At 47.0% G+C, this 15038-nt stretch carries 12 protein-coding genes; 4 read left to right on the top strand and 8 right to left on the bottom strand.

The genetic code is table 11. The annotated features are described in order from the left end of the window. Window positions 1–75 precede the first annotated feature (75 nt). From ACLVWR_RS04475 to ACLVWR_RS04485, 3 genes are all read left to right on the top strand, one after another. Entirely contained in the window at window positions 76–1977 is a 1902-nt protein-coding gene (locus ACLVWR_RS04475) for a hypothetical protein (protein ID WP_413582695.1), read from the top strand. Between the two features lie 250 nt (window positions 1978–2227). After that, entirely contained in the window at window positions 2228–3526 is a 1299-nt protein-coding gene (locus ACLVWR_RS04480; protein ID WP_413582696.1) for a D-alanyl-D-alanine carboxypeptidase, read from the top strand. After that, window positions 3526–4191 (top strand): ankyrin repeat domain-containing protein, encoded by a 666-nt coding sequence (locus tag ACLVWR_RS04485; protein ID WP_413582697.1) that lies wholly within the window; start codon window positions 3526–3528, stop codon window positions 4189–4191. The genes ACLVWR_RS04480 and ACLVWR_RS04485 overlap by 1 nt, the downstream gene beginning before the upstream one ends. Before the next feature lie 13 nt (window positions 4192–4204). On the opposite strand, the gene ACLVWR_RS04490 is transcribed toward ACLVWR_RS04485, so the two are convergent. From ACLVWR_RS04490 to ACLVWR_RS04505, 4 genes are all read right to left on the bottom strand, one after another. After that, the gene (locus tag ACLVWR_RS04490) at window positions 4205–4450 is read right to left on the bottom strand and encodes a hypothetical protein (protein ID WP_413582698.1); all 246 of its coding nucleotides are present in this window, start codon (window positions 4448–4450) and stop codon (window positions 4205–4207) included. Next, window positions 4447–4656 carry a hypothetical protein gene (locus ACLVWR_RS04495; RefSeq protein WP_413582699.1) on the bottom strand — a complete coding sequence of 70 codons (210 nt, stop codon included), beginning with the start codon at window positions 4654–4656 and terminating at the stop codon, window positions 4447–4449. Before ACLVWR_RS04495 ends, ACLVWR_RS04490 begins: the two co-directional genes overlap by 4 nt. Before the next feature lie 199 nt (window positions 4657–4855). Further along, window positions 4856–6511 (bottom strand): DEAD/DEAH box helicase, encoded by a 1656-nt coding sequence (locus ACLVWR_RS04500; RefSeq protein WP_413582700.1) that lies wholly within the window; start codon window positions 6509–6511, stop codon window positions 4856–4858. A gap of 45 nt (window positions 6512–6556) precedes the next feature. Further along, a complete protein-coding gene (locus ACLVWR_RS04505) occupies window positions 6557–7372 on the bottom strand; it encodes an alpha/beta fold hydrolase (RefSeq protein WP_413582701.1) in 816 nt (271 codons plus the stop codon). 77 nt (window positions 7373–7449) lie between these two features. Between ACLVWR_RS04505 and ACLVWR_RS04510 the strand changes: the two genes are divergently transcribed. Continuing rightward, window positions 7450–8634 (top strand): CCA tRNA nucleotidyltransferase, encoded by a 1185-nt coding sequence (locus tag ACLVWR_RS04510; RefSeq protein ID WP_413582702.1) that lies wholly within the window; start codon window positions 7450–7452, stop codon window positions 8632–8634. Window positions 8635–8648: 14 nt separating this feature from the next. Here the strand turns inward: ACLVWR_RS04510 and ACLVWR_RS04515 are convergent, their stop codons facing one another. The 4 genes from ACLVWR_RS04515 to ACLVWR_RS04530 form a co-directional block, all read right to left on the bottom strand. Continuing rightward, complete coding sequence (locus ACLVWR_RS04515) at window positions 8649–10745, bottom strand: response regulator (RefSeq protein ID WP_413582703.1); 2097 nt, start codon at window positions 10743–10745, stop codon at window positions 8649–8651. A 103-nt stretch (window positions 10746–10848) separates the two neighbouring features. Then, a complete protein-coding gene (locus ACLVWR_RS04520) occupies window positions 10849–11910 on the bottom strand; it encodes a protein-glutamate methylesterase/protein-glutamine glutaminase (protein WP_413582704.1) in 1062 nt (353 codons plus the stop codon). 7 nt (window positions 11911–11917) lie between these two features. Further along, the gene (locus ACLVWR_RS04525; RefSeq protein ID WP_413582705.1) at window positions 11918–12787 is read right to left on the bottom strand and encodes a CheR family methyltransferase; all 870 of its coding nucleotides are present in this window, start codon (window positions 12785–12787) and stop codon (window positions 11918–11920) included. Beyond that, window positions 12784–14922, bottom strand: coding sequence for a chemotaxis protein CheA (locus ACLVWR_RS04530; RefSeq protein WP_413582706.1), 2139 nt, complete (start codon window positions 14920–14922; stop codon window positions 12784–12786). The genes ACLVWR_RS04525 and ACLVWR_RS04530 overlap by 4 nt, the downstream gene beginning before the upstream one ends. Window positions 14923–15038 lie beyond the last annotated feature (116 nt).

The raw sequence follows: 15038 nt of genomic DNA on the forward strand, positions 1-15038 counted from the left end.
AATTGACCCGCTGCGCTTTGCTATATAACAAATCCTGATTAGTATTGGTGTCCTAAATACTCAGGAGTAGCAACTTTGAAAACAACATCCTTGAAAGCGGGGCTGATTGCTTTAGCCCTTATTCTGACTGGTCCCGTTCCTTCCCACGCAGGTTTGGATATTTTTGAACCCGGCAAAAAAGTGGTCGAGACAATCCGCAAACAAATCGCAAAACAAGATATCGGTGCAACCATCGGTCTTGGTGGCGACATCATTGACGGCCTTCATGTTTCCTTGAAGTACAAAGCAAAGTCCGAACCATCTTATCTTGATGGTTACTACACCCGTCTTGATAAGTATGTCCTGACTTCTGAGCTGAACGTTGGCGACCTTATTGATGGCAGCGACACTCCATTTGGCCTGGAAGTGGAAAATGGCACTGAAGTTTATTTTGCCCGTCAGTTCAAAACTCAAGGCGATTCACTGAAGGCGATTCCTTACTCAATAAAACACATTCCTTTCACAGCTCAGAAAGCCGTGAAAAACCTGAAAGTCGGCGACTTTGTTGCCCTTCAGGGGAAATTGAACATCGTGTTTTCGGTCGGTGGTGCTACAGATCTGAATCCAACCATCGAATTGGGCGGATCCACTCACGTCTTCATGGCTGGCGATTTCATGATCCACTTGTATCGCATGGCTGACGATAAAATCCGCGTAAAGCTAATCACGATGAGACGTCGTGGTGTGGGCGCAAGCGCCAGCATCGATTACCTGGGTAAATTGAAAGTTGTGGGTCTAAGAGTTATCGATCGCAAATTGGAGCGTTGGATTGACTTGAAACCGGCCTCTTTGAACTTCGGTAAGAGCATGAATGACGTATTCATGTTGGATTACGTTTTCGATCTTAAGAACGAGCAGGCCGCGACAGCATTCAACAACTTCATGAACAAGAAGTTGAAATTCAAGAATCTGAAAGTTATCGACCCGACGGCTTCCCGCCCTGAATTGCAAAATGAATTGATGACGGACATGACTGAAGTTGAAGACATGTACATGGCTGATCACAATCTGCCAGCAGAGCAGCGTCGTATTGACCGCGTCTTTAAAGGCTCCAACACTTCTGTCGACGTCATGTCCCGCTACAAGCTTTCCATGAGCATCCTGCGCCTGGAAGCGAACACAATGTATTCGCAAAACAAACTGCAAAACTTCGACTCTAACAACGTTGAAAAACAGTACATCCTGGACACTTACCAAAAATCAGCTCAATCCAAAATCTTCTATGGCATCTGGGGTAATAAGATCACTGAAGGTGATCACATTATCTTCAATTCCAATCCAAAATGGACTCCGGGTTCTTTCGTAACAGCATCGCATTTCTATGAAGCCCGTATGAGAAACGTCTCTAAAAAAGACTACGGCAAAATGCAAAACCGTGCGATGGAGATTCTGCCAGAATGGATCTATCGCCAAATCGACTGGAAGCGCTGGGACTTTTCAAATGGCGACATCGTGAATGGTTATTTCCGTCACCAGGTGTGCATCCATCCTGAAGCCTACGATACTCTTCCGAACTATACGGCAGCTCAGGTTAAAAAATTATTCCTGGCTTACCTGAAATCTGAAGATCAGGATCTGGATCAATTGCGCCGTAACAAGATCGCCAAGATCTCTGAAAACTTCTCTTACCTGCTTCAACCGGTTATGACTGATCAGGCTCGCTATGAGGCTTTCAGAAACTTGCAAAAGATTGCGATGTGGCGTGATCACGGTGCTTATTTCGTACTGACTCTTTTGCCAGATAATCAGTTCGAACAGCTGGTTACTTACGAAATGACTTTCACGGGCCGCAAAGTGGATCAGATCAACTTCCGCTTTGGTAACTTTGAAAAACAGCAATTGTATCAATCCCTGCTGTACATCCAAAACCTGATCAACGATCGTTCCTTCGATTTGCGTCTGGTAACAGACACTACCGGCGGAAGCAAAAAACCATAGACCAATTCAAGGGCCTCATCCGGGGCCCTTTTTTTTATACTTTTTGTGACCGATTCCTGTGCTTATCCTGCTGAAATCCGCCATCATTTCGCAAAATTGTAATAAATACCCATCCAATCCCAAAGATGACCGGGAAAACATTGTCCTGACCTCAAAACATTCTTTAGATTAAAGGATTTTAAGTATATTAATCCAACCCTAGTTGCTAAGTAGGTCAGCTCACTTACATCAAGAACCAAGGGGAACAAGAGTGTCATTCTTGAAAACACAATTCGTAATAGCTGCTCTGGTCGTGGGTTTCACGACATCTGCTTCTGCAAAAGTTTATCTCAACTCCGCCTGCACCATGAAAGCCAATTCAAAAAGCATCGAAGGCAATGGCAGCAAAGACGAAAAGTTCCCCCTGGCATCCATATCAAAACTTGTGACTTCTCTTTGGGCCATTGAAACTCTGGGTCCCAAATACCGCTTCACCACAAAAATCCATCTGACTAAAAAGGCTGACGGCCTTTTTGACATGCACATTGAAGGTGGCAAAGATCCTATCTTTGGTCGTAGCGTGGGATATTTTGTCCTGGCTCAATTGGCGATGCGCGAACTGAACATCAAACAGATCGACACTCTGACCTTTGACGAAAACTTCTTGATGGAGTGGAACGTCGAGGAGCCGACGGCTATCGCCGGTGACACAAAATTCTATCCGGACCTGGCTGCGCAAGTGGCACACGTTAAACACGAATTGGAAAACGGCTTCATCACGCCAGTCGCCGACAACTCCTACAAATACATTCGCAGCATGGCAAAATCTGTGGGAGTAGAATTGCCCGAGACCAAGCCCAATATTAAATTCAACAACGTCGCTTTCCTTGCGAAGCAGGACTTCAAAGAAGAAACACAAACGGCGTCCTTCACATACCGCTCAGCTCCTTTGCATAAGATCATTAAGAACATGAACAACAGATCCAATAACTACATTGCGGATCATTTGTATTGGAACTTAGGGGACACTCCGGCGTTCAACGAGTTCCTGCAAAATAATCTAAAAATGGACAATCGCGACCTGCAGTTCAACCTGGGCTCTGGTAACAACGCCGATTATATTTCCAAAAAGAAGTACGACTACAATGAAGGCACTTGTGCCGCGATGATCAAAGTTTTGATTCGCCTGAATGAAGTTTTGGCCGCTCAAGGTTTGGCATTGACGGACGTCATGGCAGTCGCGGGAACTGACACTGATTCCACCGTGGCAAAGTATGGCGGAGCTATGGACGGTGCTATGGTTGGTAAAACCGGCACTGTAGACAAAGCCAAAACTCTGGCAGGTACGATCTCGACTGGTAACGGAACAATCTATTTTGTGATTCTAATGCACAAGGATTCATCCGGCGAAAATGGTTCTGCAGCCAATGCCATCAAAAATCGCATCCGTGCTTTGTTCACCATCAACAATGGCTCAAAAAAGATTAACTATACCGAATTCAGCCCCCTTCCATTCGACAAGGGATCTGCTTTGGTCCTGGATTACGGGCCTAAATTAGGGTTGCACTAATGGTCAATGTGGCGATCTGGATTTTTTATGTTCTAGTGGCTCTTTTCACGGCGTTTGGACCGATCACGGCCCGCGGTGGAGAATCCGTCGAGAACCTAAACAAAGCCATTGAGCTGCAAAAGAATACTGAAGTAAAAAAGCATGTGCAGGACAAATCCTTTGATCCTGCTAAAGGTGACGAAGATGGTCTGACTCCGCTGATGGCGGCAGCTATGAACGGCAACACTACGGCTTTGAAGTTGATTTTGAATAGCAAACCAAACTTAGAACAAACAAACAAATTCGGCGACACAGCTTTGGCACTTGCAGTTTCCAACGATCAGGATGGAACCGCGAAAATGCTGATCGCAGCGGGAGCGAAAGTCGACATTCCCGTGCTTTCTGAAAACAAAGACACTCTGTTAATCACAGCGGCAAAGAGCAGTGAAAAGACAACTCAGCTGATTTTGAAAAAAGACAAAAAGACCATCAATCAAACAAATGCCCTGGGCAACACCGCTTTAATTGAATCTATTTTGGCGGGTTACACCAACATCGCAAAAGTCTTGGTAAATAATGGCGCCGACGTTTCCGTCAAAAACAACGACGGCAAGAATGCCTTGGACCTTTCCAAGGAACTAAATAATCCCGCAATCACGTCCCTATTATCAAAGAAATCAAAATAAACACACTGGCAACTTAAGCAGACTCTTGCTCCAAGCGTTCCGCGATCCAGATCTTCAACAAAGTCTGGTAGCCAATGCCACCCTTTTTCTGCGCAATCTTGCGGAGTTTTTGAACCATACTGTGCGGAAGACGAATGCTCGTGGAAATACCTTGAATCGGCTTCTTTTCCGGTTTTACGGTGACGGATTTAGTTTGATCCCACTCTTCGGGACTATACTTATCCAGCTTTTGTTTTTTTGAACTAGTTTTCTTTTTCATACATCCCAACCAGTAAAAATTCGGGCAGTGTTTTGACCCAGGTCCTCAAAGACCAATCTAAGTTTTCGTCCTGAGTTGGTTTTACCAACAATCATGTAGCGTTCTGGACCGTGGTGTTTCTTATTTGGAGTGATCACATACTTATTGAAGAAAACTTCTTCAGCTTCCCAGTGTTGGAACTTGTGAAGGCCGAGATGTCCTGTCATATTCAGTGTACCTATATTGTAGCTACATGTCAAATTATGTAGCCCAACAGATTCCTGCATGGATCATACAGAACTGAAGTTTTGCTTTAATCAAAACAAGAACTCAATCAGCTCGAGATACGGCCACGAAGGTTTTATCGCGTATTAATATTTATATTTTAGGGATAAAAAAACCCCGGGTTCGCCGGGGTTTTTCTTTTTAAGAGAACAATTTTTTGATGAAGCTGGAAATCTTTTTACCGATTGTTTGCTTCGGTTTCGGTGGTCTGCGAACGGCACTTGCGCCTTTGCGTGGCTCGTGGCGTTTGTTTCCGCCTTGACTCGCGTGACGTTTGTCACCGTGCTTAGGTTGGCCGTGCTGTGGCTTACTGCCGTGCTCAGGACGTTTTGCGTGCCCTGGACGAGGTCCATCAGCCTTCTGAGCTGTCGCACCTTTGCGCTCTTGTGGGCCTTTGTTTTCACCACGGCTTTCACCGCGTGGACCGCGATTGCCATCACGACCTTCACGACGTGGACCACGATCGCCTTCACGGCGAGGACCGCGATCACGATTGCCACCACCACTGCGACCACCTTCACGACGAGGACCGCGTTCACCGCGCTCGCCATCCAATGATTTCGGATAGTGACCGTCGAAACGATCTGGGAATGGTTTGAACTCCTGGATCAACTGATCATTTTCCAGGTAGCCCACTTCGATTTTGTGTTTCAAATAGTCTTCGATACGAGTCAAAGATTCGATATCTTTTTCACCCACCATCGAGAACGCCTGACCTGTCGTTCCAGCACGGCCCGTACGACCAATACGATGAACGTAAGATTCAGAATCCATCGGTAATTCGTAGTTGATCACAAGGTCAACACCCTTGATATCCAAACCACGAGCCGCAACGTCTGTTGCCACCAGGATGTTCAGATGATTTTCCGCCTTGAACTGCTCGATCACGCGGTTACGCTGAGCTTGAGTCAAAAGGCTTGAAATCGCCATTGCAGGCACATCGTTATCAACCAAAAACTTAGTCAATTTCTCGACGTTCATTTTGAAGTTGGTAAAGATGATCGCTTGTTTTGGATTGTGCACTTTAAGCAAAGACAACAAGTGCTGAGGTTTTTCAGCATTGCCTACGTGGAAGATTTGATCCTTCACGTTTTCCGCTTTGGCCTGGTCACGGCTGATATTGATTTCAATCGGCTCGGAACCAAATTGGTAAGCTGTGTTCAACACATCGAAGTTCAAAGTTGCAGAGAACACCAGGAACTGACGTTCGCGTGGAACTCTTTGCAGGATGAATTTCATGTCGTCCTTGAAGCCCATGTCGAACATGCGGTCCGCTTCGTCGAAGACGATCGCGCGAACTTGCTTCAAATCCACCAAGTGCTCTTTGTAAAGATCGATCAAACGGCCTGGAGTCGCAACGATGAATTCAACACCGTTTTTAAGCGCCTCTTTTTGTTTGTCGTATCCTGTACCGCCGTAAATCGCGAAACCTTTAAGGCCGCTATCCACGCCGAACTTGATGATGTTGTCTTGAACTTGCTCTGCCAATTCACGCGTTGGAACCAAAACCAAAATAAAGTTTTGTGGTTTCCAGTCTTTGAATGCGCGCTTTTCGATGATTTCTTTTTCTGAATCAGAAATTTCGCCGTGAGCTGGGCGAGCACGTAAAATACGCTCCATCAATGGCAGAACAAATGCTGCTGTTTTGCCGGTGCCTGTTTGTGCCAGGCCGGCGACGTCTTTACCATCCAAAATATATGGCATGGCTTGCGCTTGAATCGGGCTGCATTCTTCATATCCAATTTTTTGGATTGCAGACGATAGCGCGGGATCTAAATTTAACTCTGAGAATTTCAATTTCGTATACTCCGGTTCTTTGACCCAAACCTACTTTTCGGTGCCTTAAAAGTCACCAACAAAGCTTTTTAGGGTCTCTATAAAGGCCTGAGGCTGATCTGAATGGACCCAATGTCCAGCCCCAGGGATTTCGACGCCCTTAATCATCGGGTTCTCGGCCAAAATTCGCTGATAAATATCAGGTTTTAGCTCTTGAGACTTCTCGCCCCGAATCCAAAGGGTTGGCATTTTAAGGTCACGGACCTGGTCCCAACGCTCGCGCGTGTGTCCGGCCTTCACTGATTCGATGATACCATACTTGGAGAACCGCCAATCAACAGTCCCGTCTGGTTTTTCAATCATGTTTGAATAAAAATACTGAGCCATGACTTCGACTTTTTCTCGGGTCTTGGCTGTTTTCACAAAGTCCTCCATGAAGTACTTGCGAGCCTCATCACGGGAGGCGAATGGCGTCGGTGCCAGATTCAAGAGATACTCGTAGTATTCGTAGGCGTTGGGGGCGGACTCGGGGCCAATGTCTTCCACGATCAGCTTTTCAACATACTCCGGATACATGGAAGCAAAGGCCAAAACGTTGCGCCCACCCATGGAATGCCCAACCAGGATAAACTTATCCCACCCCAACTCGTCCACGATCTGTTTCAGGTCATTTGCGTAGTCTTCAGGCGAATAACCCGACTCCGGCTGGAATGACCGGCCATGGCCTCTTTGATCATAAGCCAAGCAGCGCTCGGTCGCCTCCAACCCCGATATGATCCGGCGCCAGTTTTGCCCGTAACCCATAAGCCCGTGAATAAACACCCATTTTCGTCCATTTTCTGGACCATAGATCTGGTAATTGAAGTTTTCCAAATATGCCATAGGGCCCCTATCCTGCGCCCATGAGTGGGGTATTTCAAGTTTGAATTTTAGAACGAACGGGAGTAGATTCAGCGACAATGAGTTTCACCAAAAAGCCCCAGCTTCATGAAGACTGGATTGATCCTTACGCATTAAGAATTGTCAAAAACCTGCAAGATTCCGGTTTTGAAACCTATCTTGTTGGTGGTTGCGTACGCGATCTTATGGTGGGCATTCATCCTAAAGATTTCGACATCGCGACCAGCGCTCACCCCAATCAAGTTCGTAAAAAAGTTCCCAATGCCTATGTCATTGGTCGCAGATTCAAACTGGTTTTGGTCAAGCGTGGTGATCAGCAATTCGAAGTTGCCACTTTCCGCAGAAACATCAGCGCCGAAGAACTTGCCGCAACTCCTGAAGAGGACACAGTTGAAGGTGACAACTATTTCGGAACGGTTGAAGAGGACGCCAAACGTCGCGACTTCACAGCCAACGCTGTATTTTATGATCCAGCCAACAACAAGCTGATCGATTTCTGTGGCGGCATTCAGGATATTGAAAATCGCGTTCTGCGCATGATCGGTGATCCCAAGGATCGCTTCATCGAAGATCCGATTCGTATTTTGCGTGCGATTCGTCTTTCACATAAATTACATTTCTCGATTGAATCAACCATGCGCCATGCGATCTCTGAGTGCGCACCGGAATTGAAAAAATCCGTTCTGCCTCGTCGTCGTGAGGAGTGGTTGAAATTCATGCGCTTGAACGAGCCGCATCTGGCCTTTATGGAATTGTTCGACTTGCACATCCTTGAGCAAATTCTGCCAGGCCTGCATTCTGTCTTTATCGATCCGGTAAAAATGGAAACGTTTGAACTTCACGTGGCACGTATCAATCAGGTGGGCATCAACCGCCAGGATCCTTTGGAACTGTTTGCAGGGTTCATGTTCTCGTTCATGAAAGCCCAGTACGGCGAAGGCCAATGGGAAAGCGAAGTTGAGAACGATCCGAAACTTGCTTACTTCATCCGTGAAGAAATGGGCATCTTCAAACAGGAAGCGGCCGTGTTCTTTAAAGCCTTGCACTTGATGTCAGGACTGAAAAAGATCGATAGCTACTCCCGCAAAGGTGAACGTCGTCAAATGGCCTTCGTGAAGAACGAAGCCTTTGGACTTGCGATGAAACTTTCGATGCTGGATTTCTCTTTGTCAGCTCCGGAAATCCACTACTGGATGCAGCAGGTGGAAAAATTCAACGGCGCCAAAGTACCGCCGACTCATTAAAATTACCGAAAAATTTAATTTTTGACAGGAAGGGCCTTCAACAGGACTTCCTCAAGCATAGAAATGTCGACCGGCTTGCTTAGGTAGCCATCGAATCCCGAGTTCAGGCAATCACTTTGACCTTCAGAGCTGGCTTGCGCAGTGATCGCGATGATCGGTTTTGTATAGCCGCGACCACGCAATGCTCTTGTGGCTTCATGACCGGACATGATTGGCATTTTAATATCCATCAAAATCACATCATAGCCGTCATCGGAAGCCGCTCTATCCAGCGCTTCACGTCCACTTTCACAAACATCAACGATAGCACCATGACGATTCAGATACCTGTGCATCAAGTTGCGCAAGTCCTCGGAATCATCGACGACCAGAATGCGGCGGTCTTTCAAATACTCACGCGCCTGATTTTGCAAATTTCTTTCCTGAACAAGTCGACCCGCAAGATGGGACTCAACCAATTTCAATTCCGCCACAGAGCCAAGGACCACAGAGTATTCAAACACACTCCCCTTGCCTTCAATGGATTCAATCAAACTTAAATCGCCACCGGACAAGCGAGCCAAACGCTGCGACAAGGCCAAGCCCAGTCCCGAACCGGAAACTTTTTGAACTTCAACACCTTCACCACGCATGAATGGCTGAAACAGATTCTTCTGAGTTTGTTCATTCATGCCAATACCAGAATCGGCCACGCGAATGCGCAAGGTCCCTTTATTGTTGATATCAAAGCCCAAAGAAACTGTGACTTGAATCTCGCCCTGCGGAGTGAACTTTACGGCATTTGACAGCAAGTTGATCAGGACCTGACGGAAACGAACCGAATCCATCTGAATCTCATCCGGCACCAAGGTCGCAAAGCTCAGCTTCAGACTGTGACGTTTATCAATCACTGTGCGGATGACAGATACCGCATCCTCGATTTCCCGCACCGGGCTCATAGGGGTTTTTTGCAGAAGCAGTTTCTTGCTTTCGATCTTGGAAAGATCCAATAGATCGTTCACCAATGACGTCATGAATTTACCCTGACGTTGAATGGAGTGGAGGTCTTTGTAAACGCTGTCGTCCAAATTGGGGTTAGCGAGCAAAGCCTCGGCATAACCCAGGATGGCCGCTAATGGAGTGCGAATTTCGTGGCTGGCATTAGCCAATAAAAATGACTTCGCTTCGTTGGCTGCTTCATGCAGATCACGTTCTCGGCGCAGGGACTCCTGATGTCTTTTCGTTGTAACATCCCAAACGATGCCGGTTGTTCTGATAACGGAACCGTCGTCGTCGCGCTCAACTTTTCCACGGAACGCCAACACACGCGGTCCGTTCTTACTATTGATCAGATTGAATTCAAAATCCAACTCACGGTTTTCAATGAAATTTGCTTTGAGAATATCCTTTAGCAATGTCTGCTCAGGAAGGAGTGACAGATTTCCCTCCCGGAAAATCATATCCTGTTGAATATCCCAATCCCACGTCATGGCTTCAGAGGATGCCATAGCCATGCGCACACGCTCTTCACTGCGAATCAGGATTTTATCAAGACTGAACAACGTGGCCATGGAACGATTCAATGAACGCCCCAGGGAAACCACCAAGCCAAAGTAGATAATCATGATAAATCCGACCAGGTAGGAATAGGACTGACCGGAATAAAGATAGCCTGCTGCCCAACCCCCAATCGTCGGTCCGACCAGACAGATCATCGCAACCCTGTTGGCTGCATACAGGATCATGCCACCAGCACTCATGACGGCAATCAACATCGAAGTTAAAACCTGCACACTGGTGCCAGCCCATGGGGCGACGAAACCCATCGCACCCCAGCAGCCGCCCGAAATCAGAAGCATGATGTACTTTGCATTCTTCCATTTGTTCAGCTGCTCTTCGGATTGAAGTTTGGTCATGGCCTCACGCCAAAAAGGAACGATCCCCAGGCTTAAAGCTGCATAAATATTTATCGTGATAAACCAAAAAACCAGGAACTTGTGGGAGATGGTGCTCCAGGCGATGAACGTATAGAAATAAGCTGTGGTGAGAACAGCCACCACAGAGGTGTAGCTCTGCCCTAAAAGCAGATCCACTTTACGAATTTCTAAATCCAGCAATTCATTATTTTTCATATACGCACTAGTGTTCGAATACTCCCACAGGGACATAAATTAAAACAGAGAAAGTCTGCACTTTCTCCGTTTTACATGTTCCATTTAAATTCTGTAATACTCGTTAAGCTGCTTCTCTCAAATCCAGCTGTTTAAGGAGGTCTCCAGCGATGCGATCCAAGGCCAAAACCTTGTCAGCTGCGCCTAAAGCCACAGCCGCGGCAGGCATCCCGTAAACCACGCAGGTTTCTTCGTTCTGAGCGACGGTATAAGCCCCGGCATTCTTCATCTCCAAAAGCCCCTCAGCTCCGTCCTTACCCATACCCGTTAAAACCACCCCAAGAGCGTTCTTCCCGGCATACTTAGCTACTGATTTCATTAGATAATCAGCCGCTGGGCGCACGCTGTGCATGGGCGGATTTTGGTGCAGTTTAACGTAGTAAAAGGCACCACTGCGGGTGATTTCCATGTGGAAGTTTCCTGGAGCAATCAAAACCCGGCCAGGAACCACTTGGTCACCTTCCTGGGCTTCTTTCACTTCAAATGGGAACATGGCATTTAAATTATCCGCAAAGGACTTGGTAAAGCCCGGCGGCATATGCTGAACCACCACTGTTCCTGGAATATTTGCCGGCATACCCGAAAGGAAAACCTTCAATGCCTCCGTACCACCAGTACTGGAAGCCACTGCGATCATCTGATGCGTGGTACGAGCCAGGGAAGTGCGGTCCACTTTTTTAACCTGTGCCGTTGGAGTTGAAATTTTGGTTTTTGCCTGAATACGCGAGCGTGCCACCATACGAACTCTTTCGACGATCTCTCGCCCCAAAACTTCCAATGACTGGGAAACGTCAATGGAAGGCTTTTCCATAATTTCAATCGCACCAGCTTCCAGCGCACGCAGATAGGTTTCTGAACCGGTCTTTGCCAAGCTCGAAAAAATAATCGTGCGAGTGGGAAAGTGTTGCATCACCTTTTCCAGAAAACTGATACCGTCCATGCGAGGCATTTCCACGTCCAATGTCATCACATCCGGTTTCAATGCCACCAGTTTATCGCGGGCAATGTACGGATCTGAAGCCGTGCCCACCACCTCAATATCTGCTACGGAGGAGAATATTTTCTCCAGCAATTTACGAATCACTGCGGAGTCATCAACTATGAGAACTTTAATTTTTTGGCCCATGATTCCTCTACAGCTTTTGATAAACTGCGCGTGAAAGCGGTTTTAAATGTGTGTGTTTAATATTGCCGGACTCCGAGTGTCCCAACACCAGATAACCACCCGGCGCCAGACATGAAGTCAGACTGTCGACGACCTTTTTCGTCGTCTCCTCATCAAAGTAAATCAAAACGTTACGACAGAAAATCACATGAAACTTATGTTGAAATTCGTACTTCGGACTCATCAAATTGAATGGCGCAAAACGAATCATGTCATGGATGGAGTCTTTGGCTCTCCAGTATTCGACTTCATTCTTCTTCATTTTTTCAAAGTACTTCATGCGAGTTGCCGGTGGCAGTCCCTGCATTTCACGCTCTTCGTAGACACCGCTGGTGGCTTTTTTCAGCACCTGCAAATCAATGTCTGTCGCCAGTAATCGCACTTTCATTCCAGTCACCTGTTGCATGGCTTCGTGAGCAGTGATTGCGATCGTATACGGCTCTTGCCCCGTACTGGCAGCGGCACACCACATACGAATATCCGTTCCGAATTTCTTATAAAGATCCGGCAACTGTTGCGCCAGAAATTCGAAATGATTTGATTCGCGATAAAACGACGTCATGTTCGTCGTCAGTGCGGATATGAATTCCGACGTCACTTCTTTATTGCCGTGCTCAACCATATCCCAATATTGCTCGTAGGATTTAAGACTGTGACGACGCAATAGTTTGACGATTCTGTTTCTGATCAACGCGTGATTTTTCGGTGAAAATGGCAAATCCACGCCTGCAAGCTCATACATATGCTTTGCAAACTTGGTGAACATCTTCTCCGTGAGCTGAATGTCTTCAAACTCATACAGAGCACTGGTTGGATCCACTTTCTTTAATGCACTCATGCTGCCGCCATTTCCGATGATTTAGAAACGGACTGAAGCAAAGCTCCTGGTTCAAGAATAAGTACAGTACGACCGTCACCCAGAATTGCCGCGCCGGCGATTTCCGGAATATCAAATCCAGTTACAATCGGTTTCACAACAACCTGCGCCTGCCCCAGGACATCGTCCACCGGGAATGCCATCTGGCCTGTCACCGATTCAATCACCACCAGCATCGTCTCTTCGCGACGGGAGCTTAACGTGTCTTTTTTAACAACATCGCCTGTCAGCGTCTGATTCAATGTGCCCAGCGTGCGGGAAACATCGACAACCGGCAACAGCAAACCACGAATGTTTGCGACTTTGCCAGCGTTGGAAATATTCGTGTAGTCCTTCGGAAGAACACGCACGATTTCTCGGATAGAGTGAATTGGCAGGATATAACGGGAACCATCCAAAGATACGATTATACCGTCAGTGATTGCAGTACTTAGAGGAATCGTCAGACGGAACGTCGTCCCCTGACCGGCTTTGGACATAATGTTGATCTTACCGTTGATTTTATCAAGGTTCGATTTAACGACATCCAAGCCCACGCCACGACCGGAAAGATCGGAGATCTTGTCCGCGGTGGAGAAACCAGGATAGAAAATATATTGGAAAACGGATTCATCCGGAATTGTGGAAGGATCCACACCTTTTGGCACGAATCCTTTTTCAATCGCTTTGCTCAAAACTTTTTCACGGTTGATACCGCCACCATCATCGATGATTTCGATAATAACGTTACCGCCATTTTGTTTTGCAGAGACTGTCACTTTCGCCACCGCGGGTTTACCGCGCTCCTGACGAACTTCCTTTTTCTCCACGCCGTGATCCATGGAATTTCGAACCAAGTGAACCAAAGGGTCACCCAAAAGCTCAAACACGGTTCTTTCAACTTCGGTTTCTTCACCGATCAGTTGCAAATCAACCGGCTTATCCAAAGTCAAAGACACGTCACGAACGATACGTTGAATTTTAATGAACATGGATTTTAGCGGAGTCATGCGGATGCTCAATGTTTTTTCATAAAGCTCACGCACCGCTTTGTCCAGCTGATCCACGATTGCTTCCAAACGCAGATTTTCACCACTGCGAACAGTTTCGTCGTGTACCAATTGATTTTTCAATACAACCAGCTCACCCACTGCATCCAATACCGAATCCACACGTCCCGTGTCGACTTTAATAGTGCTGTTTTGGTTTTTTGCCGGTGCTTTTGCACCACCACCACCGTTATCAGATGAAGGCGGAGTTTTGGCTTGGGCAACGACTTTCAATTTTGGCTCTTCAGTGACCGGCTCTGGAGAAGCCGTAGCTGCAGGCGACACTGTCGGACCCGCAACTGGCGCTGCCAAGCCTGCTTCTGCGACAACGGCAGGAGCAACTTCTTCATGTGGAATTTCAATGGCCGCTTGCTCAAGCTCCTGGATTAATTCCTGCTCGGCTTTTTCAGCAGCTTCTTTGGCTTCAAATTCAGCGCGATCTTCTGGAGAAAGCTGCGATAACAACTCCGCCAATAGATCGTGATTTACAACGTCGTCCGCTGGTTCGGGAATAACCAGCTCTGGCTCTCTTGGAGCTGCTGCTGCCGCATCCACGTGCTCGAAGAAGTCATCAGGCACTGCCACTTTGACTTCTTCAACTGCCGCTGGTGCTGCTGCTGCTGTTTTTGCTGCAGCTTCCGCTGCCTTTGTGTGAGAGGATTTTTTACCTGACAGTCCTTCTGTCACTTCCACAAGTTGCTTAACCAGGGCCGCGGGATCCCACGGACCACCCTGCCCCTGCTGCAAAGACGCAATACGGTTTTTAAGTTCGTCACCCGCTTGCAACAGCAACGAGATGACATTCGAATTTACCAGTTCCGGTTTTGAGCGAAGCAGATCCAAAAGATCCTCTGCAACATGGGCGAATTTGGAGAGATCAGTAAGCCCTACTGCTGCAGCACCACCTTTTACCGAGTGGGCAACTCGAAAAATATCTGTCAGATCCTTAGCGGGATCATCGCTGTTTTCCAACTTCATCATGGATTCTTCGTACTGTTCAAACATGAACAGAGACTCGTTAAGAAAATCCATCTGCAGTTCTTCAAAGAATGCATTATCATCGCTCATTTGTTCTCTCCAATGGAAACATGGTAAATCTATTCGCATGGATTATCGGTAACTTAGCACTTTTGCTATTCCGGCAAAGGTCCAGAGAAAACGCTAACTTATGGGTTTTAGCCATA

The organism is Bdellovibrio sp. HCB288 (assembly GCF_047305935.1).
GTDB lineage: Bacteria > Bdellovibrionota > Bdellovibrionia > Bdellovibrionales > Bdellovibrionaceae > Bdellovibrio.